General features: G+C 69.8%; 19 protein-coding genes. 9 read left to right on the forward strand and 10 right to left on the reverse strand.

Annotated elements, in window-relative coordinates; all coding sequences use genetic code 11:
- Positions 1 to 54: 54 nt before the first annotated feature.
- Both F1599_RS08980 and F1599_RS08985 read right to left on the reverse strand, forming a co-directional pair.
- On the reverse strand, positions 55 to 726 hold the full coding sequence (locus F1599_RS08980; protein ID WP_149316305.1) for a MarC family protein: 672 nt from the start codon (positions 724 to 726) through the stop codon (positions 55 to 57).
- A gap of 66 nt (positions 727 to 792) precedes the next feature.
- Positions 793 to 3,549: a penicillin-binding protein 1A gene (locus F1599_RS08985; protein WP_150082814.1), complete on the reverse strand. Its 2,757-nt coding sequence runs from the start codon at positions 3,547 to 3,549 to the stop codon at positions 793 to 795.
- 322 nt (positions 3,550 to 3,871) lie between these two features.
- Here F1599_RS08985 and F1599_RS08990 point away from each other — a divergent pair, with 322 nt between their 5' ends.
- Both F1599_RS08990 and F1599_RS08995 read left to right on the forward strand, forming a co-directional pair.
- On the forward strand, positions 3,872 to 4,576 hold the full coding sequence (locus tag F1599_RS08990) for a glutathione binding-like protein (RefSeq protein WP_150082815.1): 705 nt from the start codon (positions 3,872 to 3,874) through the stop codon (positions 4,574 to 4,576).
- Positions 4,577 to 4,801: 225 nt separating this feature from the next.
- Positions 4,802 to 6,238 carry an alpha/beta hydrolase family protein gene (locus tag F1599_RS08995; protein ID WP_149316308.1) on the forward strand — a complete coding sequence of 479 codons (1,437 nt, stop codon included), beginning with the start codon at positions 4,802 to 4,804 and terminating at the stop codon, positions 6,236 to 6,238.
- Positions 6,239 to 6,274: 36 nt separating this feature from the next.
- Here the strand turns inward: F1599_RS08995 and F1599_RS09000 are convergent, their stop codons facing one another.
- On the reverse strand, positions 6,275 to 7,219 hold the full coding sequence (locus tag F1599_RS09000; protein WP_150082816.1) for a LysR family transcriptional regulator: 945 nt from the start codon (positions 7,217 to 7,219) through the stop codon (positions 6,275 to 6,277).
- 352 nt (positions 7,220 to 7,571) lie between these two features.
- Between F1599_RS09000 and F1599_RS09005 the strand changes: the two genes are divergently transcribed.
- From F1599_RS09005 to F1599_RS09020, 4 genes are all read left to right on the forward strand, one after another.
- Positions 7,572 to 8,282, forward strand: coding sequence for a 2Fe-2S iron-sulfur cluster-binding protein (locus tag F1599_RS09005; RefSeq protein WP_150082817.1), 711 nt, complete (start codon positions 7,572 to 7,574; stop codon positions 8,280 to 8,282).
- Positions 8,279 to 9,277, forward strand: coding sequence for an FAD binding domain-containing protein (locus tag F1599_RS09010; RefSeq protein WP_150082818.1), 999 nt, complete (start codon positions 8,279 to 8,281; stop codon positions 9,275 to 9,277). Before F1599_RS09005 ends, F1599_RS09010 begins: the two co-directional genes overlap by 4 nt.
- The gene (locus F1599_RS09015) at positions 9,270 to 11,525 is read left to right on the forward strand and encodes a xanthine dehydrogenase family protein molybdopterin-binding subunit (RefSeq protein WP_150082819.1); all 2,256 of its coding nucleotides are present in this window, start codon (positions 9,270 to 9,272) and stop codon (positions 11,523 to 11,525) included. Before F1599_RS09010 ends, F1599_RS09015 begins: the two co-directional genes overlap by 8 nt.
- Before the next feature lie 176 nt (positions 11,526 to 11,701).
- Entirely contained in the window at positions 11,702 to 12,571 is an 870-nt protein-coding gene (locus F1599_RS09020; RefSeq protein WP_149316313.1) for a DUF3626 domain-containing protein, read from the forward strand.
- 50 nt (positions 12,572 to 12,621) lie between these two features.
- On the opposite strand, the gene F1599_RS09025 is transcribed toward F1599_RS09020, so the two are convergent.
- The 6 genes from F1599_RS09025 to F1599_RS09050 all read right to left on the reverse strand — a co-directional run bounded on the left by F1599_RS09025 (position 12,622) and on the right by F1599_RS09050 (position 21,049).
- Positions 12,622 to 13,593 (reverse strand): YihY/virulence factor BrkB family protein, encoded by a 972-nt coding sequence (locus F1599_RS09025; RefSeq protein ID WP_149316314.1) that lies wholly within the window; start codon positions 13,591 to 13,593, stop codon positions 12,622 to 12,624.
- Positions 13,594 to 13,606: 13 nt separating this feature from the next.
- Positions 13,607 to 14,131: a host attachment protein gene (locus F1599_RS09030; RefSeq protein WP_149316315.1), complete on the reverse strand. Its 525-nt coding sequence runs from the start codon at positions 14,129 to 14,131 to the stop codon at positions 13,607 to 13,609.
- A 111-nt stretch (positions 14,132 to 14,242) separates the two neighbouring features.
- Entirely contained in the window at positions 14,243 to 14,620 is a 378-nt protein-coding gene (locus F1599_RS09035) for a hypothetical protein (protein ID WP_150082820.1), read from the reverse strand.
- Positions 14,621 to 14,812: 192 nt separating this feature from the next.
- The gene (locus F1599_RS09040) at positions 14,813 to 17,992 is read right to left on the reverse strand and encodes an efflux RND transporter permease subunit (protein ID WP_150082821.1); all 3,180 of its coding nucleotides are present in this window, start codon (positions 17,990 to 17,992) and stop codon (positions 14,813 to 14,815) included.
- Between the two features lie 13 nt (positions 17,993 to 18,005).
- Positions 18,006 to 19,229, reverse strand: a complete 1,224-nt coding sequence (locus tag F1599_RS09045) for an efflux RND transporter periplasmic adaptor subunit (RefSeq protein WP_150082822.1) — start codon at positions 19,227 to 19,229, stop codon at positions 18,006 to 18,008.
- 161 nt (positions 19,230 to 19,390) lie between these two features.
- The gene (locus tag F1599_RS09050; protein WP_150082823.1) at positions 19,391 to 21,049 is read right to left on the reverse strand and encodes a RecQ family ATP-dependent DNA helicase; all 1,659 of its coding nucleotides are present in this window, start codon (positions 21,047 to 21,049) and stop codon (positions 19,391 to 19,393) included.
- A gap of 311 nt (positions 21,050 to 21,360) precedes the next feature.
- Between F1599_RS09050 and F1599_RS09055 the strand changes: the two genes are divergently transcribed.
- Entirely contained in the window at positions 21,361 to 22,530 is a 1,170-nt protein-coding gene (locus F1599_RS09055) for an MFS transporter (RefSeq protein WP_223819550.1), read from the forward strand.
- An 81-nt stretch (positions 22,531 to 22,611) separates the two neighbouring features.
- Here the strand turns inward: F1599_RS09055 and F1599_RS09060 are convergent, their stop codons facing one another.
- Complete coding sequence (locus F1599_RS09060) at positions 22,612 to 24,000, reverse strand: FAD-binding oxidoreductase (RefSeq protein ID WP_149316320.1); 1,389 nt, start codon at positions 23,998 to 24,000, stop codon at positions 22,612 to 22,614.
- Positions 24,001 to 24,530: 530 nt separating this feature from the next.
- On the opposite strand from F1599_RS09060, the gene F1599_RS09065 reads away from it, so the two are divergent.
- Both F1599_RS09065 and F1599_RS09070 read left to right on the forward strand, forming a co-directional pair.
- Positions 24,531 to 24,953: a VOC family protein gene (locus F1599_RS09065; protein WP_223819542.1), complete on the forward strand. Its 423-nt coding sequence runs from the start codon at positions 24,531 to 24,533 to the stop codon at positions 24,951 to 24,953.
- 136 nt (positions 24,954 to 25,089) lie between these two features.
- Positions 25,090 to 25,374, forward strand: coding sequence for a hypothetical protein (locus tag F1599_RS09070; RefSeq protein WP_149316322.1), 285 nt, complete (start codon positions 25,090 to 25,092; stop codon positions 25,372 to 25,374).
- The last annotated feature ends 1 nt before the right edge of the window (position 25,375 follow it).

Below are 25,375 nucleotides of genomic sequence, written 5' to 3' on the forward strand. Positions count from 1 at the left end.
GGGGTGCGGGGGTGCGGGGGTGCGGGGTGCGGGGGTGCGGGGGGGTGCGGGCGATCAGCCCAGGCCCGGCAGCGTCGTCAGGTATTCGCTGATGCCCGTCATCATGATCTGCACGCCGATGCACAGCAGCAGGAAGGCCGACAGCCGCGTGACGACGTTGGTGCCTTCCGGTCCCAGCACGCGGGCCAGCAGTTCGGCGCGGCTGTAGACCACATAGACGACGATCGCCACGGCGACACTGACCGTCACCGACACCACCGCCGATTCGATCGCATCGCGCCATTCGCGGCTGCGGCTGGCGTTCAGCGCGATCGCGGTGGCGATCGAGCCGGGGCCGGTGGTCAGCGGAATCGTCAGCGGGAAAAACGCCATCTGCGTGACATCGCCGGTCGAGACCGATTCGATGCGCTTCTCGGCGGGCTGCGTCGGCGCGTTCAGCATGGTCCAGCCGCTGAACGCCACCACGAAGCCGCCGGCCAGGCGCAGCGCCTGCAGCGAGATGCCGAAGAAGCCGAGGATGGCGGTGCCGAGGAAGAAGGTCACCAGCAGCACGATCAGCGAATTGATCGCGACCTGGCGGCTCAGCTTGCGACGCTCCTCGACGGTCAGGAAGCGGGTCCGGTCGAACAGCACGAATGCCATGCCGAACGGGTTGATGATACTGAGCAGCGCGGAGAACGCGAGCAGGAACTCCGCCACCAGATTGCTCAAGCTCAGGATGCCCATTGTGCGCGCCTATCCTCACCAAATCGCGCAAGCATAGCGCATGGGGCACTGCGGCGACTACTGCGATCAGCCGGGGGCATTGGGGCTCGCCGCGCCGTTGGTGGGCGGCGGTAGCGGTGCCGGCGTTGGGGTTGGGGCCGGTGGCGGGGCCGGTGCGGATGGCGGTGCCGACGGCACGGCGGGCGGTGCCGCCTGCGGCAGCGGCGCGGCAGACGGTGCAGGCGACGGCGCGGGCGCCGCCGGCGTCGGTGGTGTTGCCGATGGCCGTGCACCGGCCGATCCGTTCGCGGCCCCTTGCGCGGCCCCGCTGCCCTGCCCCGCCGGCGGCGAAACCGCGGGAGGCGGGGCGTTGCCAGTGCCGACGCCCGGTGCCGGATAGCTTCCCGGATAGCTTCCCGGATAGCCCCCCGGATTCGGCCCCGCATTCGTGCCGGCGGCGCCAGGCGTACCGGTTCCATTGATCGCCCCAGGCGCCGCCCCGGCCGATGCCGGCTGGCCGGCCCCGGCAACCGGCTCCCCGAACGGCGCCGATGCCTGCGGATCGGTCGGCAACGGCAGCGGCTCGGCCTCGTCCAGCACCTCAGGCTCGGAGGCCATGCCGCTGTCCACCGGCGTCTCCTGCCGCGCGGCCGGCGCCGGCGTGACGTGGACCTCGGCCGCCGCCTCCGGCTCCGACGCCGGACCGAAGGTGCGCGCCCACCAGCCTTCCACCGACTTCAGCCACGGATCGAGCATGCCCGGCTGCTGCTGGTTCTCGAAGCGCACGCGCTGATCGATGGCGCGCGTCTGCAAGGCGCGGCGGAACACGTCGCCGACGATCGGCAGCGCGCTGTGTGCGCCCTGGCCCCAGTAGTCGCTGCGCAGCGTCACGCGCGCGTCGTTGAAGCCGACCCAGGCGCCGGCCACGAGCTGTGGATGCATCAGGATGAACCAGCCGTCGGCGTTGTCCTGCGTGGTGCCGGTCTTGCCGGCGACGTCGGCATGGATGCCGTAGCGGGTGCGAATGCTGGCGCCCGTGCCGCGGGCAACCACATCGCGCATCACGTCGAGCAGCGTGTAGGCGACCGCGGGCGGCAACACGCGCTCCGGCGATGCCGGGCGGAAGGACTCGAGCACATGGCCGTCGCGGTCCTCGATGCGGGTCACCATGGTCGGTTCCTGATAGGCGCCGCCGTTGGCGATGGTGCCGTAGGCCGCGACCATTTCCTTCAGCGTCACGGGACTGGTGCCCAGCGCCAGCGACGGCACCGTGTCGAGCCGGCTCTGCCGCACGCCCATCGCCCGCGCCAGGTTGGCCACGCGCACCGGGCCGACCTGCTGCATCAGCTGCGCGGTGATGGTGTTCTTCGAATAGACGAGGCCGTCGCGCAGCGTCAGTTCGCGTCCGCTCGGCGGGCCGCCGTCGGTCGGGCGCCAGATCTCGCCCCCGGCCAGCCGGATCTCGACGGCCTCGTCGCGCAGCGTCGTGTCCGGGCCGATGCCCTGCGCAAAGGCCGCGCCGTAGACAAAGGGCTTGAAGGTCGAGCCGGGCTGGCGGCGCGCCTGCTGCACGTGATCGAAGGCATCGTCGGCGAAGTCGCGGCTGCCGACCCACGCGCGGATCTCGCCGTTGCGCGGATCGATCGCCAGAAAGCCCGCCTGGATGCGCGTCTTCTGTTCGTGCAGTTTCTGCATCGCGTCGGCGTCCTTGCGCACTTGCGCCAGCGCGTCGGCATCGGCGAGGCCCGCCTCGCGCGCGGCACGGTATTGGGCGGTCTCGCGCATGAAGGCCTCGACCAGCGCGCGATTCGCGCTCCAGCCGCCGCGCGGGGACCACGCCGCATTGGCGATCCCCTGCAGCCGCGCGCCCTGGCGCGCCACCGCCTGGTTGGCCATCGCCTGCAGGCGCGAGTCGATGGTGGTATGGACCACCAGGCCGTCGGTGTAGATGTTGTAGTCGTTGCGGTCGGCCCAGTCGATCAGCCACTTGCGCAGCTGCTGCGCGAAATGCGGGGCCGGCCCCTCTTCTGGCGATTGCCGCTCGAAGTCGATCCGCAGCGGGCGCTTCTTCAACGCCTCGAATTGCGCGGGCTTGAGCTTGCCGCGCTTGACCATCTGCGCCAGCACCGTATTGCGGCGCTCGACCGCGCGCTCGGGATTGAGCACCGGGTTGTAGTAGCTGGTGCCCTTGAGCATGCCGACCAGCGTGGCGCTCTCGAGCACGTCGAGCCGGTCGGCCGGCTTGTCGAAATAGGTGCGCGCCGCCATCTCGATGCCGGTCGCGTTGTACAGGAACGGCACCGTGTTCAGATAGGTCTCGAGAATCTCGTCCTTCGAATACAGCGCCTCGATCTTCAGCGCGGTGATCGCTTCCTTGATCTTGCGCGTCACGCTGGCGGCGCGGCCGATCTCCTCCGGATACAGGTTGCGGGCCAGCTGCTGGGTCAGCGTCGAGCCGCCCTGCCGATCGCCGGACAGCGTGTACCAGGCTGCCGCCGCGGTGCGCCGCCAGTCCAGGCCGAAATGCTCGTAGAAGCGGTGGTCCTCGGTGGAGATCAAGGCCGCGACCACGTTGGGCGAAATCTTGTCCAGTGGCACCCAGTCGCGGTTGGCGCGCTTGAACTCGGCCAGCACCTTGCCGTCGGCCGACAGCACCTGCGCCGGCCGCTCGGACTTGGCCTTGCGGATATCGCTGATGCCGGGCGTGAACGGCACCAGCACCAGCGTATAGGCGAGAAAGAGGACGGGCACCGCGGCCACGCCCCAGGCGATCTGGCGGCCGGTCGGCCGGCGCAGCCGCGCCCGCCAGTCGGCAAAGGTGCTGCGCAGACGGTCGCGCATCATGGCGCGCGCTCGCCGGCGTGGCCGGCGCTGAGTAGGAAAAGACGCTTCACACGGAGTACTGCGAATTCGGGAAGCGTGCATCGTACCAAAACGGGCGGTGGCCGCCGCCGAAGCCCGGCGCGGGACCGTCCCTACGCGTTGCCGGCAAAGGGCTTATGATCGCCTCTGCCCGCCGCGGCGGTCGCGATGCACGGCGCCACCGTCGATGCCAACCTCGGCGCCTTCGCCGGCGCCTCCCGGTGCCCTCCGGTGGCACCGCCCGGCGCCATCGCCATCCGCGGCGGCAACCGTCCCGTCAAGCCAGGACCAAGACCAAGGAACCATGCCCGATCTTTCCGCGTACCCGATCACCCGCAAATGGCCCGCCCAGCATCCCGACCGGCTGCAGCTGTATTCGCTGACGACGCCCAACGGCGTCAAGGCGTCGATCATGCTGGAGGAAATCGGGCTCCCCTATGAGCCGCACCTGGTGCGGTTCGACGCCGACGATCAGCTCTCGCCCGAATTCCTGTCGCTGAATCCGAACAACAAGATCCCCGCGATCCTCGATCCCAACGGCCCGGGCGGCAAGCCGCTGGCGCTGTTCGAGTCCGGCGCGATCCTGCTTTACCTGGCCGAGAAGACCGGCAAGCTGCTCCCCGCCGATCCGGCCGCGCGCTATCAGACCATCCAGTGGGTGATGTTCCAGATGGGCGGCGTCGGCCCGATGTTTGGACAGGTCGGCTTCTTCCACAAGTTCGCCGGCAGGGAGTACGAGGACAAGCGCCCACGCGACCGCTACGTCGCCGAATCGCGGCGCCTGCTGGGCGTACTCGAGAAACACCTGGCCGGGCGTGACTGGATCATGGGCGAGCAGTACACCATCGCCGATGTCGCCACCTTCCCGTGGATCCGCAACCTGATCGGCTTCTACGAGGCCCGGGAGCTGGTCGGCTTCGACGATTTCCCGCAGGTGCAACGCGTGCTCGATGCCTTTGTCGCGCGGCCGGCGGTGATCCGCGGGCTGGAAATTCCCAGGCGCGGCTGACCGGCGGCCACCACCGTCCTTGGAGCGGCCGCCCGCAGGAGCCGCCTGCAGCAGCCGCCCGGCATTTCGCCAGACGAAACGCTGGGCGGCTTTTCTTTTACTTTTCGTCTCCTCGTCTTTAGACTTCGTGCACGGTCGTTCGTTTTCGTGACGAAGCGATGTGGCAGTGCGGCATGAAGGCGAAGGCCTCCCCAGTGTCCAAAACGAGATAACGAGGAGACAACCATGCAGCTCACCAAGCGCGCCGCCCTGGCGCTGGCGCTGGCCGCCGCATTGCCGCTCGCTGCCTGCGGCGGCGACGACGACGATCCGCCGCGCCAGCCGGAAGAGACCCGCGCCCAGGACAGCCGCACCTTCACCGTCAACGAAGCCGCCCTCGCCTTCCCGGCGCTGGCCGACGCGCCGGAGACCGACCGCTGGACCGGCACGCTGAAGGGCTCCGGCTACCGCATCGAGGTTCCCAAGCAGTGGAACGGCAAGCTCGTGATGTACGCGCACGGCTATGCCGGCACCGGCGCGGTGCTGGGCGTCACCACGCCGAGCATCCGCCGCCATCTGATCGAGGCCGGCTACGCGTGGGCGGCGTCGAGCTACAGCAAGAACTACTACGACGTGCGCGCCGGCGTCGAGGACACCAATGCGCTGGCGCTGGCCTTCGTGCAGATCGCCGCGCAGAATCGGCGGCCGCTCGCGCCGCCGAGCCGCATCTATATCATCGGCCATTCGATGGGCGGCCATATCGCCGCCGCGGCGGTGGACCAGGAGACGCTGGATACCGCCAACAACAAGGTCCGCTATCACGGCGCAGTGCCGATGTGCGGCGTGCTCGGCGACACCGAACTGTTCGACTACTTCGCGGCCTACCAGCTCGCCGCCCAGCAATACGCGGGCCGTCCGGCCACGGCGTGGCCGGTAAACAACTGGGCCGAGATCGCACCGGCGGTGCGCGACGCGCTGTTCACCACCTTCCCGAGCGCAACCACCGCGCAGGGCGACAAGGTCAAGGCGATCGTGCAGAACCTCACCGGCGGCGCCCGTCCCATGTTCGATCAGGGCTTCGCCGGCCCGGTGCAGAACACGGTGTGGGGCACCTTCGGCGGCGACGGCACCATCAACGGCATCCTGAACCGCAACGGCGTGTCGACCACCAGCATCGTCTACCAGCTCGACGGCGATCCGGCGCTGTCGGCGGAAGAAACCACGCTGAACGACACCATCCTGCGCGCCAGGGCCGATCCCGAGGCCAACCGCCTGCGGCGCGACGGCCTGCGCTGGATCCCGAAGACCAATGCGCGCATCAACGTGCCGGTGGTCACGCTGCATACGCTCGGCGACATGTACGTGCCGTTCAGCATGCAGCAGATCTACAAGCGGCGGGCCGATGCGCAGGGCACCGCGCAATGGCTCGTGCAGCGCGCGATCCGTGGCGTCAGCCATTGCGATTTCACGGTGGCCGAGCAGAAGGCGGCGTTCGATGCGATGGTGCAGTGGGAACAGGGCGGGCCGAGGCCGGAGGGCGACAACGTGCTCGACGCCGCCACCGTGGCGCGGCCCGACTACGGCTGCAGGTTCACCGACAACACGGTGAGCGCGGACGATTCGCCGGCCATCGCGCAGGGCCGCCCGCAGATCGCCGCAGCCCTGCCGTGTCCGGCGTCGTAAGGCGAGCCGCGTAGTGGAACCGCGGCGGCGCGTCGATCAGGCGCGCCGCCGCACGGCCGGCAGCTCCAGCGCAATGCGCTGGAAGTCCTCATGTCCGGCCAGCCTCTGCACCAGAAAATCCGCCAGCAGCCGGTTGCGCCGCGGCACGTGCGCGCGTGCCGGCATGTACAGGAACACCCCGTAGCGCTCGGTCGCATGCTGGGGCAGCACCGGCACCAGCCGCCCGGCCCGCAGGTGCTCCGCCACCGCGTATTGGAAGAACTGTCCGATCGCCGCGCCGCTGGCGACCGTCTCGACTTCGGCATCGACGTCGTTGGTCGCGACGAACGGCGCAAAGGTGCGCGTCTCGATCGCGCCGTCGACGAGGAATTCCCACGGAAACACCTTGCCCGTGCGCGGATGCAGGAAGCTGGTGCAGCGGTGCCGCTCCAGCTCGGCGATGCTGCGCGGCACGCCGTGCCGCTCCAGATAGGCCGGCGCCGCGCAGACGATCAGCTGCAGCGGCGCGATGCGGCGCGCCACCAGCGAGCTGTCAGGCAGGCTGCCGGTACGCAGGCCGATATCGATGCCCTGCTCGATCACGTCGGTCAGCTGGTCGCCGACCAGCAGCTCGACCGCGACGTCGGGATACGACTGCACGAATTCGGCGACGGCCGGCGCGACATAGCGGTGCGCCAGCGAATACGGCGCCGCGACCCGCACCACGCCGGCCACCTGCTCGCGGTCGCCATCGATATGACGCAGCGCCACTTCCAGCGATTCGACGGGGCGCTGGCACTGCGACAGCAGCTGCTCGCCCTCGCGAGTCAGCCCGACCTTCTGCGTGGTACGGTGCAGCAGCCGCACGCCGAGCATGCGTTCGAGCAGCATCACCTGCTTGCTCGCCGCCTGCGGCGACATGCCGAGCTCGCGCGCGCCCTGGCTGAAGCTGCGGGCCTGGGCCACACGTACGAATACCGTCAGCGCTCGCAAGCGGTCCATCAGGCGATCCTCTTCGTGCGGTTCGATATGGGCAATGTGGGGATGCTCGGGGGCGTCGCGGCCTGTGTCGATCGCGCCCGGCGGTCCCTGGCTTGCAGTATCGCGGCAGCGCGCTGACAAGCCGCTGACCCGAAACTGTCACCACGCTGACAGCGTCGTGACGATGCGCTGACGGCGTCGCCGCCAAAGCCAATGCCCGCCTCGTTCCTCGCCATCCGGTTGAAGAGGTTTCAACCGCGCCGAGGCTACCACCCGATCCAGCGATTGCGCAAACTGCGCCGCATCGCGCTGCTGCCGCCTCGGCCCCTCCATGGCAGCACCGCGCCCCGCCACCTCGACTCGGGAGCACCCCATGGGAAATCGCCACGACGACACAGGCACGCCACGGCTCAGCCGGCGCGCGTTTCTCGGTACCACGGTGGCCGCCGGCGGCATCACGGTGCTGCCCGTCCCGCCGGCCGTCGCGCAAACACCGGGCGCCGCGGACAGCGCGCCGATGCCGGCCGCAGCCGGCGAACCCGGCAGGCCGGGCGCACCGAACGCACCGGTCACGCTGACCGTCAACGGCCAGCGCCATCAGCTCGCGCTCGATGTCCGCACCTCGCTGCTCGACGCGCTGCGCGAGACGCTGCATCTGACCGGCACCAAGAAGGGCTGCGACCACGGGCAATGCGGCGCATGCACGGTGCTGCTGAACGGCCGCCGCATCAACGCGTGCCTGACGCTGGCGGTGATGCACCAGCAGGACGAGATCACCACGATCGAGGGCCTGGAGCGCGGCGGGCAGCTGCATCCGGTGCAGGCCGCCTTCATCGCGCACGACGGCTTCCAGTGCGGCTTCTGCACGCCCGGGCAGATCTGCTCCGCGGTCGGCATGCTGCGCGAGGTCGCCGACGGCGTGCCCAGCCATGCCAGTGCCGACCTGAGCGGCGCCCGCACGGTATCGCTGCAGGACCTGAGCGAGGCCGAGGTGCGCGAACGCATGAGCGGCAACCTGTGCCGCTGCAGCGCCTATCCGAATATCGTCGCCGCGATCCGCAGCGCGGCCGGGAGCCAGCGATGATCCCATTCACCTACGAGCGCCCGACCGCGCTCAGGGAGGCGGTCGCGGCAGCGGCCCAGCCCGACGCGCGCTTCATCGCCGGCGGCACCAATCTGCTCGACCTGATGAAGCTGCAGATCGAGCGGCCCACGCGGCTGGTCGACGTCAACGCGCTGCCGCTGCAGGGCATCGAGGCCGGCGCCGACGGCACGCTGCGCATCGGCGCGACCGTGCGCAACAGCGACCTCGCGGCCCACCCGCTGGTGCGAGAACGCTATCCGCTGCTGACGCGCGCGCTGCTGGCCGGCGCCTCCGCGCAGATCCGCAACAAGGCCACCACCGCCGGCAATCTGCTGCAGCGCACGCGCTGCCCCTACTTCTACGACACCGCGATGCCGTGCAACAAGCGCTCGCCCGGATCGGGTTGCGCGGCGCTGCGCGGCTTCAACCGCATGCATGCGGTGGTCGGCCACAGCGAGGCCTGCATCGCGGTGCATCCATCGGACATGGCGGTCGCGCTGAGCGCGCTCGACGCGCGCATCGAGACCGTGCAGCCCGATGGTCGCATGCGCGTGATCCCGATCCAGCAGCTCTATCGCGCGCCGGGACAGACGCCGCATCTGGAGACCAACCTGGCGCCGGGAGAGCTGATCGGCGCGGTGGTGCTGCCGCCGCCTCCGCCCGGCGTGCAGTCGTACCGCAAGGTACGCGACCGCGCCTCGTTCGCGTTCGCGCTGGTATCGGTGGCGCTCGTCGCGCAAGTCGACGGCGGTCGCATGCAGAACGTGCGCGCGGCCTTCGGCGGCATCGCCTATCGGCCGTGGCGCGTTCCCGAGGTCGAGGCGATGCTGACCGGCAAGGCGCCGTCGGCCCGGCTGTTCGCCCGGGCCGCCGACGCGGCGCTGGCCGGCGCGCGCGGCTTCGGCGGCAACGATTTCAAGATTCCGCTGGCCAGGCAGTTGCTGCAGGCCAGCCTGACGCAGGCATCGCAACGCGACGGAGCCCACCATGGATGAACTTCAGCAGCGCCAGCGCAGCGGCCAGCAATGGATCGGCGCGCCGGTCGATCGGGTCGAGGGGCGCCTCAAGGTCACCGGCCGCGCGGTCTATGCGTGCGATCACGTGCCGAACGGCCGGCTCGCCTACGGCTATCTGGTCGAAAACACGATCGCGCGCGGCCGCATCGCCGCGATCGATACCGAGGCCGCCGCGCAGATGCCCGGCGTGATCCTGATCGTCACCCATCGCAACGCGCCGGCGCAGTCGCCCTATGGTCCGCCCAAGGTGGCGCGGCGCTTCGAACGGCCCAAGCCCATGCTCGACAGCGACCGCGTACGTCACTACGGCCAGCCGGTCGCGCTGGTGATCGCCGAATCGTTCGAGGCCGCGCGCGACGCCGCGGCGCACGTACGCGTGCGGTACACGCCGGAATGGGGCGCGAAGTTCGACATGACCGCCGAGCTGCGCAACGCCTATGTGCCGGACGGCATCAATGCGGGCATGCCGCACGACACCGCGGTCGGCGACTTCGACGCGGCGTTTGCCGCCGCGCCGGTGCGGATCGACGCCACCTACACGACCCCGTACGAACACGTCAATCCGATGGAGCCGCACGGCACCGTCGCGCAGTGGTCGGGCGACCGGCTGTTGATCCATACCTCGACACAGATGGTCGATACCTGCCGGATCGCGGTGTCGCGCACGCTGAACCTGCCGACCGAGAACGTGCGCGTGGTCTGCAAGCATGTCGGCGGCGGCTTCGGCTCCAAGGTGCCGACCCATGCCGACGCGATCCTGGCGGCGATCGGCGCGCGGATGACGGGCCGGCCGGTCAAGGTCACGCTGACGCGGCAGCAGATGTTCGCCAACACCAACCACCGCACCGAGACGCGCCAGCGCATCCGCCTGGCCGCCGGCCGCGACGGCCGCATGACGGCGCTGGCGCACGATGTCATCGAGCAGACCGCGATGTACGACGAATTCGCCGAGCAGACCGCGGCCTTCACGCGCTCGCTGTATGCCGCGCCGAACCGGCGCACCAGCCATCGGCTGGTCCGGCTCGACCTGCCGCCCTCGGACATCATGCGCGCGCCGGGCGAGGCGCCGGGCGCGCTGGCGCTGGAGTGCGCGGTCGACGAGCTGGCGCATGCGCTGCGGATGGACCCGATCGAACTGCGTATCCGCAACGAGCCGCGCGTCGATCCCGAACGCAACGTCCCCTTCTCCACGCGCGGCCTGGTCGCCTGCATGCGCGAGGGCGCCGAGCGCTTCGGCTGGTCGCGCCGGCCCTCGACACCGGGCAATATGCGCGAGGGCCGCTGGCTGATCGGCTATGGCATGTCGGCGGCGATCCGGCCGAACTACCTGCAGGCGTCCAAGGCGGAGGTCACGCTGTATCGCGATGCCACCGCGCGGGTGCGGCTGTCGATGACCGATATCGGCACCGGCACCTATACGATCCTGACGCAGATCGCGGCGCAATCGCTTGGCCTGCCGTTGCAGGCGGTGCAGGTCGAGATGGGCGACAGCGACTTCCCGCCGACGCCGGGCTCGGGCGGCTCCTGGGGCGCGGCCAGCACCGGCTCGGCGGTGTTCAATACCTGCGCGGCGCTGTGCCGCAAGCTGGCGGAAGTTGCCGCGGCCGACCGCGCCTCGCCCCTGTTCGGCAGCGACCCGGCGCAGGCCAGGCTCGCGGACGGCCGTCTGCACGCCGGCGGCAAATCCGAACCATTGGGCGCCCTGCTGGCGCGCACGATGCCCGACGGGCTCAGCGTAACCGGCGAGGTGCAGCGCGGCCCGGAATATCAGACGTACTCGCAGCACGCCTACGGCGCGCATTTCGCCGAAGTCGGCGTCGACATGGACACCGGGGAAATCCGGCTGCGGCGCATGCTCGGTGTGTTCGCCGCCGGCCGCATCCTGAACCCGAAGACGGCGCGCTCGCAGATGATCGGCGGCATGATCTGGGGCGTGGGCGCGGCGCTGATGGAAGAAACCATGGTGGACCCGCGCTACGGCGCCTTCGTCAATCGCGACCTGGCCGGCTACCACGTGCCCGCGCACGCGGACATCCCGGCGATCGAGGCGGTCTTCCTCGACGAATACGACGACAAGGCCAATCCGCTGGGAGCGAAGGGTGTCGGGGAGCTGGGCATCTGCGGGGCCGGGGCGTCGCTGGCCAATGCCGTGTTCAACGCGACCGGCATCCGGCTGCGCAGCTATCCGCTGACGCTGGACAAGGTGCTGGACGGCATGCGGGCTTGATCGGGCGAAGGACAGGCATGGCACGCGCTTCGCATCGGCGACGTTAGAATGCATCGGCTGCGGCGCCGGCCAGCCGCGCCGCGAGTCGACCTGCGAGCCCAACCGCAAGCCCAATGCAAGTCGAACCGCAAGCCGACCCGCAGACCGCACCGCAAGCCAATCGCCAAGCGACCGTCATGCCCGTCCATGCCACCGATGCCGGGGATTCATGGGTACCGTCCCCGGATTCCCCCCAGGCCCGTGCCCTCGCCCATGTCGCCGCGCGCAGCCTCGGCGAGCCGATCGAACGCGCGCTGCGCGTCACGCTCAATTTCCATCCGGACCGCCTGCATCGCGGCGAGCCCTTCCTGCAGGCGCTCGCACGCGACGACGTCTATCGTTCGCAGTTCGAGACCGGCACCAGCAATGGCGGCCTGACCGCGCATCCGGGCGGCGACCGCTGGCAGTGGGAGAGCCGCCTGTTCGGCGGCGCCTACGATGACGCCGCGCCGGCCGAGCGTCCGAAGTACGGGGCGCTGAATTTCCGCGGCCGTGCCACCGGCGGCTCGCCGCGCTTCGGCTCGGCGCATCTGCGGCTCACCGGCGCGGTGCTGGCGCGCACGACCTTCTGCTATCCCGACAGCGTCTACGAACCCACCGCCTTCGGCGTCGCCGAGCGCATGGGGCTGATCGCGTTGGCCGCCACGCCGCAGCCCGACCCGCTCGACGACTATATCGAGGCGCAGGTGCACGGACCGGTCGAGCTGGCGCGCGATGTCGAGGCGCTGGTGCTCGATCCCTGCTATCGCGGCACGGAGATCGAAGCGCTGGCACGCACGCTGCCTTGCGCGATCGAATGGCATGCCGGCTTCCGGCTGTCGGTGGATGAACTGCGCCGCCATCCCGACTATCGCGGCGCGCGCTACGTCGAGCTGGGCTGCGCGCTGGCGCGCGGTGGCTGGCTGACGCCGGCCACGATCGGCGAGGCCGCCCGCGGCGGTGACCACGATTCGCAGGACCTGAAGAAGGTGTGGCACTACCTGGCGCGCTTCGGCGACATGAATTAGCCGGGTCGCTGGCGGCTGTCCCAAATCGCGGGGGCGACCCGCCCCCAGACTCACGGCCCCTGATGCCTGCCCTGCTCCTCCGGCCGCCCCCTGAGCTCCTGCGGCTCGACGTAGCGGCCCGGTTTCACCGCCACCGTGCGCTCGGCCGGCTGCTGCCCGCGCAGCGAGCCGTAGCGATGCGCGTACAGCCAGGTGAATTCCGCACCGAGCAGGAAGATCTGCGCGGAGTAGTAGACCCACACCAGCAGCACCACCAGCGAACCCGCGGCGCCGTAGCCCGAGGCCACGCCGGTCTTGCCGATATACAGGCCGATCAGGAACTTGCCGAACGTAAACAGCAGCGCGGTCACCAGCGCGCCCAGCCAGACGTCGGGCCAGCGCACGCGGGCGCGCGGCATGATCTTGTAGATCATCGCGAATCCCGTGGTGATCACCGCCAGACTGAAGACGAAGTCGACGGCATGGGCCACCGCCTCCTCTTCCCCGAACAGCGGCGCCCATCCGCGCGACAGCGCGGCCAGCGCGGCGCTGGCCAGCAGCGACACGATCAGCAGGAAGCCGATGCCGAGGATCATGCCGAACGACAGCACGCGCGCGCGCAGCAGTCCCCACAGCCCCGAGGTCTTCTGCCGTTCCGGCACGCGCCAGATGCGGTCCAGCGCGCTCTGCAGTTCCGCGAACACGGTGGTCGCGCCGATCAGCAGCGTGACCAGCCCGGCCAGCGCCGTCAGCGTGCTGGTGGCCGGTTCGCTGACCGCCGCCAGCATGTCCTCGATGGCCTTCGCGCCCTCGGTGCCGAAAAAGCCCTGCAGTTCGGCGACGATGGCCCCGCGTGCGGCGTCGGCGCCGAACACCACGCCCGCCACCGAAATGACGATCAGCAGTAGCGGCGCCACCGAGAACACCGTGTAGTAGGCGATCGCGGCGCCCATGCTGGGCGCGTAATCGTCGATCCAGGCGCTGACCGTGTCCTTCAGCAGTCCGTAGAGATTACGGACCGCGCCCACCACGCGGCGCGGCATGGCGGCCTCGCGCTCAGCTCGCGGCCTGGCCGCCGGCCCGATCGCCGGCGAACTTCGCGGCGAACAGCCGTTCGGTCAGTTCGCGCTCGGGCAGATGCACCAGGTCCTTGTCGACTTCCTCGGTCACCACGTTGGCGACCTGCGCGGGCAGATGCTTGCGCAGCAGCCCCAGGAAGCGCGGCGCGGCGGCGATGCGCAGTTCGTCGTAGCGCTGCTTCTGCAGCGCCTCGGCCAGATGCTCGGCCACGCGCCGGGCAAAGCCCTCGGCTTCGAGATGGAGTTCGTCCTCGCCGGCCGACGACGTGACGCTCGACGGCGCACGCTGGCGGCCCGTGCCGCCGCCCACGGCCGGCCCCGCGCCGGGACCCGCTCCGGCGCCTGCGCGGCGTCCGTAGGCGTCGCGGCGCAGATCGGCGGCATCGGCATGCGCGCCGGCGTCGGTCAGTTCATCGATGCAGGCCAGTTCCTGGCCGGGCTTGTGCCCTTCGAGAATACGGGCGATGGCCTCGTCGGCCACCAGGACCCAGGTGGTTTTCATCGGGTGCTCCTCTGCTTGCTCAGCGGTTGACGCCTGACGCATCGGCGCCGAAAGCGCCCATGGCGCCCATCGCGCCGTGGACCTGCGTCGGTGCGCCGCGGCAATCCATTGCTACTGGCTGGTCGCGTCCTCGTCCCCATGTTCGTCGCCGGCGACGGCGATCTTCACGGGGCCCTGCTGGCCCTTGTCTCCCTTGTTGTCGTTCTGGCTGTCCTGGCCGTCCTCCGCTTGCTGGAGGACCTTGCGCTCCTCGACGTTCTCCGCGCCGCCGGAGGTCATGCCATCGCCCAGCGTGTTGCCGCTGCCGGACACGCCGCCCGCGGCGCCGCCCGACGCGCTGCCCGCAGCGCGCTCCTCGGCCTGCACGGTCTCATCGGTATTGGCGGCCTCGGGATCGGGACGCTGCGCCGGATCGGTGGCGGGATTCTGCCCGGGGTTCTGCTGGCCCCCGCCGCTGCCGCCCTTTCCGCCTTGCGGTTGCTGTGCCATGGTGTCCTCCATTCGTCACGATGCCTGCAGCGGAAGCTGCAAGAAGCCTGCCATTGGCGGCGGCGCATGCGCAGCGGGGGCCGCAACCGCGTCAGGACGGGCTTGCGGCGGGAGGAAGGCCTGTGCGGGCCGCATCGGCTCCCGCCCGCGCATCGGCCCCGTGAGTAACAAATACCCGGGCGGTAAGGTTCTTCACGCGGTCCTTGTCGAGGCTTCGCCGGCCTGCGGACGGTACTTTCCGCCGAACCAGCGATGCACCGCGACATAGAACAGCGGCACCCAGAAGATCGCCAGCACCGTCGCCGTGATCATGCCGCCGATCACGCCGGTACCGATCGCATGCTGGCTGCCCGAGCCGGCACCGACCGACGTGGCCAGCGGCACCACGCCGAGCACGAAGGCCAGCGACGTCATCACGATGGGCCGCAGCCGCATCCGGCTCGCCTCGATCGCGGCCTCGACGATGCCCTTGCCCTGGTCGTGCAGCGCCTTGGCGAACTCGACGATCAGGATGGCGTTCTTGGCCGACAGCCCCATCGTCGTCAGCAGGCCGACCTGGAAGAACACATCGTTGGGCAGGCCGCGCAGCAGCGTCGCCGCCAGCGCGCCGACGATGCCGAGCGGCACCACCAACATCACCGAGAACGGAATCGTCCAGCTCTCGTACAGCGCGGCCAGGCACAGGAACACAACCAGCAGCGACAGCGCGTACAGCGCCGGAGCCTGCGCGCCCGAGAGCCGCTCCTCGTACGACAGTCCGCTCCAGGAGTAGCCCACGCCGGCCGGCATCTGCGCCATGATCGCCTCCACCGCGGCCATCGCTTCGCCGGAGCTGTGGCCCGGCGCCGGCTCGCCCAGGATCTGGATCGCCGCCACGCCGTTGTAGCGCTGCAGCTTGGGCGAGCCGTAGCCCCAGCTCCCGCTGGCAAACGCGGTGAACGGCACCATGGCGCCGCGGTCGTTGCGCACGAACCATTTGGCCAGATCGTCGGGATTCATCCGCGCGTCGGGCCTGCCCTGCAGATAGACCCGCTTGACGCGGCCCTGGTCGATGAAGTCGTTGACATAGCTCGAGCCCCAGGCGATCGACACCGTGCCATTGATCTCGGCCAGCGACACGCCGAGCGCGCGGGCCTTCTCGTCGTCGATCTGCAGCCGGTATTGCGGCTCGTCGTTCAGGCCGTTCATCCGCACCCGCTGCAATTCCGGGCGTTGGGCGGCCAGCTGCAGGAAGCGGTCGCGCGCCTGCATCAATACCTCCCTGCCGACGCCGGCCCGGTCCTGCAGATAGACGTCGAAGCCGGTCGCATTGCCCAGCTCCATCACCGCCGGCGGCACGAAGGCGAAGGCCATCGCATCGCGCATGCCGCTGAACCGCGCCTGCGCGCGCCGCGCCAGGTCGAACACGCTGGTCGCCTCGCCGATGCGTTCGTGCCACGGCTTGAGCAGCACGAACGCAAAGCCCGAGCTCTGGCCGCGGCCGGCGAAGTTGAAGCCGTTGACGGTGAACAGCGACTGCACCACGCCGCCCTCTTCCTGCAGCAGATACTCGCGCAGCCGGTCCAGTACCTGCTGCGTGCGCTGCGCCGACGCGCCGGGCGGCGTCTGCACCTGCGCGAACAGCACGCCCTGGTCCTCGTCGGGCAGGAACGAGGTCGGGATCCGCGTGAACATCCACGCCGCCAGCGCTAGGATCAGCAGGTAGACGGCGAAATAGCGGCCGCGGCGTTTGAGCACCGCCACCACGCCGCGCTCGTAGCCGCGCGTGGCCGCGTCGAAGGCGCGATTGAACCAGCCGAGCGGGCCGCGTTTCGGCGCGCCGTGCCCATGCCCATGCCCTTGCCCTTGCTCTTGCCCTTGCCCATGCTGCGGCAGCGGACGCAGCATCGTCGCGCACAGCGCCGGCGTCAGCACCAGCGCGACCAGCACCGACAGCACCATCGCCGACACGATGGTGATCGAGAACTGCCGATAGATGACACCGGTGGAGCCGCCGAAGAACGCCATCGGCAGGAACACCGCGGACAGCACCAGCGCGATGCCAATCAGCGCGCCCTGGATCTGCCCCATCGAACGGCGCGCGGCTTCCTTCGGCGACAGCCCTTCCTCGGCCATCAGCCGCTCGACGTTCTCGACCACCACGATGGCGTCGTCGACCAGCAGCCCGATCGCCAGCACCATGCCGAACATCGTCAGCGTATTGATCGAATAGCCGAACGCCGCCAGCACGCCGAAGGTGCCCAGCAGCACCACCGGCACCGCAATGGTGGGAATCAGCGTGGCGCGCACGTTTTGCAGGAACAGATACATCACCAGGAACACCAGCACCACCGCTTCGAGCAGCGTGCGCACCACGCCCTCGATCGAGGCCGAGATCACCGGCGTGGTGTCGTACGGATAGACCACCTGCATGCCGGGCGGGAAGAACGGCTCGAGCTCGCCCAGCGTCGCGCGAATCGCCTTGGCGGTATCGAGCGCATTGGCGCCGCTGGCGAGCCTGATCGCGATGCCGGAGGCCGGGCGGCCGTTGTACTGCGCATTGATGTTGTAGTCCTGGCCACCGAGGCCGACCTCGGCCACGTCCTTGAGCCGGACCTGCGAGCCGTCGCCGTTGACCTTGAGCAGGATCTCGCGGAACTGCTCGGGCGTCTGCAGGCGCGTCTTGCCGACCACCGTCGCGTTCAGCTGCTGGCCGGCGACCGACGGCAGTCCGCCCAGCTGGCCCGACGCGACCTGCACGTTCTGCGCCTGGATCGCGGTCCTGACGTCCGACGGCGTCAGCTGGTAGGCGGTGAGCCTGGCCGGATCGAGCCAGATCCGCATCGCGTACTGCGCGCCGAACACCTGGAAGTCGCCCACGCCCGGCGTGCGCGACAGCGGGTCCTGGATGTTCGAGACGATGTAGTTGGCGAGGTCTTCGCGCGTCATGCTGCCGTCGCTGGACACCACGCCGACGATCATCAGGAAATTGCGCACCGACTTGGTCACGCGGATGCCCTGCTGCTGCACCTCCTGCGGCAGCAGCGGCGTGGCCAGCTGCAGCTTGTTCTGGACCTGCACCTGGGCGATGTCCGGGTTGGTGCCCTGCTCGAAGGTGACGGTGATGGTCATGTTGCCGTCGCCGTTGCTCTCGGACGAAATATAGCGCAGGCGGTCCAGCCCATTGAGCTGCTGCTCGATGACCTGCACCACGGTGTCCTGCACGGTCTGCGCCGACGCGCCCGGGTAGTTGACCTGGATCGCGATGGTCGGCGGCGCGATGGCCGGATACTGGCTCACCGGCAGCGCGCCGATCGACAGCGCGCCCGCCAGCATGATCACCAGCGCGATGACCCAGGCGAAGATGGGGCGTTCGATAAAGAATCGGGACATCGAGGCGCTCCGTTCAACGCTGGGAGACGACGGCGCTGGCCGCGCTGCTTGCGTTGGCCGTGTTGGCCGTGTCGGCCGGCGCCACCGCCGTCAGCGGCAGCGGCCGCACCTTCATGCCCGGCCGCACGAATTGCACTCCGTCCACGATCAGCCGTTCGCCCGGCTGCAGGCCGCCGCTGACCAGCCAGTTGTCGCCGATCACGCGTTCGGCCTCGATCCGGCGCAGCTCGACCTCGTCGTTCTGATTGACGAGCAGCGCGGTGGCCTGCCCCTTCGCGTCGCGCGTGACGCCGCGCTGCGGCGCCAGCATGGCGGCGGGCCGCACGCCCTGCTGCATCCGCGCCCGCACGAACATGCCGGGCAGCAGTTCGTGGCGGGGATTGGGAAACACCGCGCGCAAGGTCACCGAGCCGGTGCCGGTGTCCACCCCCACCTCGGTGAACTCGAGCCGGCCTGGCTCGGCGTACTCGCTGCCGTCTTCGAGGATCAAGCGCACGCGCGCGGCGTTGTCCCCCGCGGCTTCGAGGCGGCCGGCCGCGAGATCGCGCCGCAGCCCGAGCAGCGCGGACGACGGCTGCGTGACATCGACATAGATCGGATCGAGCTGCTGCACGGTGGCCAGCGCGTTGGCCTGGCCGTTGGTGGCGAGCGCGCCCTCGCTGGCGAAGGAGCGGCCGATGCGCCCCGAGATCGGCGCGAGCACCCGGGTGTAGCGCAGGTCGATCGCCGCGCGGTCCACCGCCGCCTGCGCCGTCAGCCAGGCCGCTCGCGCCTGCTCGTATTCCTGCTGGCTCACCGCCCGATCGCGCGCCAGCCGCTCGTAGCGCTGCGCGGTCTGCCGCGCGGACTCCAGCGTCGCCGACGCGCTGGCGTGCGCGGCCTGGTAGATGGACGGATCGATCTGGTAGAGCTGCTGGCCCTGCCGGACCTCGCTGCCCTCCTTGAACAGCCGCTTCAGAATGATGCCGTCGACCTGCGGCCGAACCTCGGCGACGCGGTAGGCCACGGTACGGCCGGGCAGTTCGGTGCTGAGCGCCACCGGCTGGTGCCGCAGCGTGACATAGGCGACCTCGGGGGTCCGGGCGGCGGCGGGGGCCTGCTCCTTGCCGCAGGCGGCCAGGGTCAATGCCGCCAGCAGCAACGGCAACAGCAGCGGCGCGGTGGCTGGCAGCCTCGAAGAAGACGATGCCGGTGAAGACGGCGAACGGGATGCGGCGAAGGCGGGGTCGGCAGGCATGGCGGCAATCGGAGAACATCGGGCGGCACCGATGCTATCCGTCGCTGCCGGTCAAGCCGCTGGCGCCAGGCTGACGGTTTTGTCATGTATCGCCCGGCACGGCTCAGGCGCCTTCCGTGCGCCGCCACAGGACCGCGACCGCCACGCGTACGAGCGGCGGCCTACGCCTCGCGCCTCAGATAGCGCGGCACAAAGCGGCGGATCGTGCCGTCCGGGAAGCGCACATCGACGCGTTCGCGCGTGGTCGCCACCACGGTGCCGACGCCATGACGGCGGGCGCGCACCTTGTCCCCTTCGGCGAAACGCAGCGCGCTGGCGCCGGTTTTCGTTTCGGGCAGCGGCTTGACCGGATGGCGCGCGGCCTCGGCGGCCCGCACGCAGCTGTCGCAGGTGCCGCAGCGTTCCGGGCCGCCGTGCTCGCCGTAGTACTCCAGCAGCATCGCCCAGCGGCAGCGGCCGCTGCGAGCGTAGTGCAGCATGGCCTCGAGCGTGGCGCGGTCCTTGTCGCTGCGTTCGGCGTACTGCGCCGCGATGCTGCGCACCGCCTCGGCATCGTTCTTGTCCGGCTGCCGGCTGTAGCTGCCGTCCTGGTGGCGGCGCGCGATATCGGCCTCGCACAGCATCGTCAGCGCGACCTGCAGCTTGCGCCGGGCCACGTTGGGCAACGCCTGATGCAGCGCGTCGAGCGACAGCGGCGCGGCGGCATCGCGGCGGCCGCCCATCGCCGCGACGATCTGTTCGAGCGTATCGGCGCCGGGATAGCGGTTGGCCAGGAAGAACTGCTGGACCCGCTTGTCGCGCTCGTCGTGCAGCAGCGTGCAGCGTGCCGGCTCGCCATCGCGACCGGCACGGCCGGTCTCCTGGTAATAGGCATCGAGGCTGCCGGGCAGCTGGGCATGGACGATGAAGCGGACATCGGGCTTGTCGATGCCCATGCCAAAGGCGTTGGTGGCGACCATCACGCGGCAATCGCCGGCCATGAAGGCGGCCTGGCTGTCGCGGCGCTGCGCGGCGGTGCAGCGGCCGTGATAGAGGGCCACGTCCTGCCCGGCCTCCTTGAGCCCGGCATGCAGCCGCTCGGCCTCGCGCACCGTGGCCGTGTAGACGATGCCCGCGCCTGGCTCGCGCGCGACCAGGCTGCGCACCTGCGCCAGCCGCTCGTCGTCGCCGGCGACATGCTGGACCGCATAGATCAGATTGGGCCGGTACAGGCCGGCCTTGACCACGCACAGCGACTGCAGGTCCAGCTGCGCGGCGATATCGTGGATCAGCGCGTCGGTAGCGGTCGCGGTCAGCGCCAGCACGGGCGGGCGTCCGAGCGCGCGCACCGCATCGGGAATGCCGAGATACGCGGGACGGAAATCATGGCCCCACTGCGAGATGCAGTGCGCCTCGTCGACGACCAGCAAGGCGACGCGATTGCGCTGGATCGACGCGATGACTTCGGGGTCCTGCAGCTGCTCCGGCGTGGTCAGCACGATCCGCTCGTCGCGGCGGGCCAGGCTGTCCAGCGCGGCATCGGCCGCGGCATCGCCGACCGCGCTGTTGACCACCGCCGGATCCAGCTCGAGTCCTTCCAGCTTCTCGGCCTGGTCCTGCATCAGCGAGATCAGCGGCGAGACCACCACCGTCAGGCCGTCCAGGCACATCGCCGGCACCTGGTAGCACAGCGACTTGCCGCTGCCGGTGGGCATCACCGCCAGCGTGTCGTGGCCCTGGAGCACGCTGTCGATGACTTCGGCCTGCCCGGGGCGCAGCCGCCGGATGTCGAAGCGTTCGCGCAGCAGGCGCCGGATGGAATCGGGCAGCGAGGTCGTCATGTCGGAGCGGCCGCTGCAATTTCCGTGCCGCGCCCTCCCGGCCGCGCGCGTTCCACGATGCGGCCGCGGCGGTCCGTCTTTGAGAAAAATTGACACCCCCAAACGGACGGACTTACGCTCGGTCGTCCCTGGACATGCCCCGCACGCCGCCTCGCGCCGCCGCGCCGCAAGCCCTTCCGGGCACCGCAGTCCCCCATACCCATAACGACAAATCTCTCCGAGACAGCCCCGCCGTGCCTTCCTCCCGCCTGAACCCCTCGCTGCTCAGCGAACTGCGTCCCGCCCTGCCGATCCTGATCGGCGCTTCCGTGATGTTGAGCCTGGCCATGGGCCTGCGCCAGAGCCTGGGCATCTTCATGCCGCCGCTGACGCGCGACATCGGCATCTCGGTATCGGACTTCACCGTGGCGATCGCGGTGCAGAACCTCGCCTGGGGACTGCTGCAGCCGATCGCCGGCGCGTGGGCGGTGCGGGTCGGCTTTCGCCCGCTGATGATGAGCGGCGCCACGCTGTATGTGCTGGGGCTGGCCCTGCTCGCCGGGGCGGAGGGGATGATCGGCGTCACGCTGGGCGCCGGCGTCGCGATCGGCGCCTCGATGGCCTGCACCGGCAGCGCGATCGCGATGGCGGTCGCCGCCCGTCCTATCTCGCCGACGCTGCGCAGCACGGTGCTCGGCATCGTGTCGGCCGCCGGGTCGCTGGGCGCGCTGATCGCCGCGCCGATCGGGCAGGTCGTCGCGCAGGGCTACGGCTGGCGCGTCGGCATGGTGGCCTTCGTCGTGCTGGCGCTGGCGATGCTGCCGGCCGCGTGGTTCGCCGGCCGTGTGGACCGGCTGCCCGCGCCGGTGTCGACCACCGGGATCGAGCAGAACGCACGCCAGGCGCTGGGCACCGCGCTGCGCCATGCGCCCTTCCTGGTGATGGCGCTGGCGTATTTCGTCTGCGGCATGCAGCTGGTCTTCCTGACCACGCATCTGCCGTCCTATCTCGATGTCTGCGGCATGGACGCGATGCTCAGCGCGCAGGCGCTCGGCGTGATCGGCGGCTTCAACGTGCTGGGCAGCCTGTTCTTCGGCTGGGCCGGCGGCCGCGTCAACAAGCTGCTGCTGCTCGGCGGCATCTACACGGTGCGCTCGCTGGCGCTGACCTGGTACTTCTCGTCGGCACCGACGCCCGAGAGCACGCTGGTGTTCGCCGCGGTGATGGGCTTCCTGTGGCTGGGCGTGGCGCCGCTGGTGGCGGGCTGGATCGCGGAGACTTTCGGCCTGCGCTGGCAGGCCATGCTGGGCGGCGTGGCGTTCTTCAGCCACCAGATCGGCAGCTTCGTCGGCGCCTTCGGCGGCGGACTGCTGTTCGACGCGCTCGGCTCGTACACGCTGGCCTGGCAGGTCGGCGTATCGCTGGGCCTGGCCGCCGGCCTCGCGCAGATCGCGTTCGCCGTGGTGACGCGGCCGCGGCCGCCGCGGGTAGCGACGGCCTAGGCCGCGCCACCGCGCGACACTCGGAAGCGCGATGGCGACACTGCCTGCACGCCGGCATCCGCGCCGGCGTGCGCGGCGTCCTTATTGCGCCGGCCGGATGTTCTGATTGCCGCGGAACAGATTGTCCGGATCGTATTCGCGCTTGATCTGCGCCAGCCGCGCATAGTTGCTGCCATAGGCCGCATCGACCCGCGTGGTCTCGTCCTGCGTGAGGAAGTTCACGTAGACGCTGCCCAATGCGAACGGCGTCAGCGCATCGAACAGGCCGCGCGTCCACTGGATGCAACGCTGGTCGTCGGCGGGCTGCTGCCAGCGGCCGTGGATGTTCATCACGAAGTTGGCATCGCGATGCGCATAGGCCGTGGCGTCCACCGGCACGCGGCCAACATGCCCACCGAGCGCGCCGATGAAGATCTCGCATTCCGGCGACGGCAGCGTCGCCAGGCCATCGTTCAGCACCGCCAGCATGCCGTCGTCCAGCCGCGCGAAATTGTGCGACTTCCAGTAGTTGCGCGCGCCCGGCGTCAGCAGCGGATCGAAGGCCTTCTGCCACGCGGTATAGGGCATCGCGCCCAGGTGCTCGCCATAGGGCTGGCCGAATTCGCGCAGCGGCGCGACCGCGTCCGCCCCATCGGCCGACTGGCCGATATAGCAGCTGGCCAGCACCATCACCGGTTTGCCGTGCACCTCGGCCGGCAGGAAAGGCAGCGGCGGCGCCAGCCGGAACACCGCCCATACCGTCAGTTCGTCGGGCGCGGCCTCGATGAAGTCGCGATAGCGCGGGAACACCTGCGCCGCCTGTTCGAACGGATACACCACCAGGCCGCCGTAGATTTCGGGGCCGACCGGATGCATCTCGAACTCGAACTGCGTGACCACGCCGAAATTGCCGCCGCCGCCGCGGATGGCCCAGAACAGATCGGGATCGTTGTCGGCATCGACACGGCGGAACTTGCCGTCCGCCGTGACGATGTGCGCGCCCAGCAGATTGTCCACCGTGGTGCCGTACTTGCGGCTGATCCAGCCGAAGCCGCCGCCGAGCGTCAGCCCCGCGACGCCCGTGGTCGAGTTGATGCCCAGCGGCGTCGCCAGCCCGAAGGCCTGCGCCTCATGATCGAAATCGGCGAGCGTCGCGCCTGGATCGACCCAGGCCACCCGCGCCTGCGGATCGACCACCACGGACCGCATGGTCGACATGTCGAGCACCAGTCCTTCGTCGCAGACCGCCGTGCCGGCGATGTTGTGGCCGCCGCCTCGCACCGCCGCGCGCATGCCGTTCTGCCTGGCAAAGCGGATCGCGCTGATGACGTCGGCGGCGCCGGCGCAACGGGCGATCGCGCCCGGCCGGCAATCCACCGTGGCATTCCACACCTTTCTCGCTTCCTCATAGCCGGGATCGTCTGCCTGCAACACCGCTCCCCGCATACCCGACTTCCATTGGTCGATGGTTTCCCTGGTCACACTGGTCATGGCGCACCTCGTCTTGCTTTTGACGCAGCGCCCTCGACAGGCTGTCCGGCCTGGGGCCGCGCGGTGGCGGGGTGATGGCCATCACGTGGTGTGCGTGCCCGGATCGATCGGGTCTGGGACCTGGGAGGATGAGGGTAGAAGGCGGGATCGGCGGAGGGCGCTGGTGCGGAACATTTAAGGCGGGGGGTTGGCAAATGTAAAGCCGGGCTGTTTGCGTGCCATTCCGCGCGCCATTCACGCCATTCCATGCGAAGGCAAGCGGAATTTGCGGGTGCCGACCTCGTGCGGGATAATCGCGGCGTCGAAAAAGACAGCGGCGGTATCGGTTAGTCCGCCCGCCCCGAATCAGGGGTTCTGTCGGCACCCGCCGACCCGCGACCTTCGCCCGCAGATCCGTGGGCAGGGCCGCGTGCGTCCACGTCGACACGTCGACTTGCTGTCCATCCCCGGTCTCGGCGCGAAGCCTTTTCGTTCGACGCTGTGTCGGCTGCCCCATCGGCATGCCGTGCAGCCTTTTCAGCGAGGCCATCATGAAGCAAAGCATCTCCGTCGTTACCCTCCCCGTCGCCGATCTTGACCGCGCCAAGGCGTTCTATTGCGGTGGGCTGGGCTGGTCGCCGGTATTCGACAACGGCGACATCGCGTTCTTCCAGTTCAACGGCTTCATCGTCGGGCTATGGAACAAGACCTCCTTCGAGGCGGAAATCCATGGGCCGTCGAGCCCCGGCGCACGCGGCTCGGCGCTGGGCCACAACGTCGAATCGCCCGAGGAAGTGGACCGCCTGATGGCGCAGGCCGTGGCCAGCGGCGCCGAACTGGTATCGGCGGCGCGCGCCTTGCCGTGGGGCGGCTATTCGGGCTATTTCGCCGATCCGGACGGACACCTGTGGGAGGTGGCCTACAACCCGGCCTGGCCGATCTCGCCCGAGGGCTACGTCACCTTCGCGAGCTGAGGGCTGCCGGCCGCGGCGTCGGTGTCGGAATCGGCTGACAGCCGATGCGGCCCGACGCCGGTGTCCCGCGGTAGGCGCTCCGGCCTATGCTGGCGGCGTTCGGCCTGCATGGGCCGACACGCAACCGGGAGAGGCGATGGACTGGATCGACATGCTGCAATGGCCGGCGATGGCCATCACCGTCGCGGCCACCTGGCTGATCGGTTCGCGCATCGCCACGCGCCGCAAGGTCGGCTTCTGGGTCTTCCTGCTCAGCAATGTGCTGTGGGTTGTCTGGGGCCTGCACACCAGCGCCTATGCGCTGGTGGTGCTGCAGTTCGCGCTGGCCGCGCTGAATCTGCGAGGGATGCGCAAGGCGAAGCAGGTCGAACAGAACGGGGCAACGCAGGCAGGACCGGCAGGGAGTGCGGAGGCGCAGTAAG

This window comes from Cupriavidus cauae (assembly GCF_008632125.1).
GTDB classification, from domain to species: domain Bacteria; phylum Pseudomonadota; class Gammaproteobacteria; order Burkholderiales; family Burkholderiaceae; genus Cupriavidus; species Cupriavidus cauae.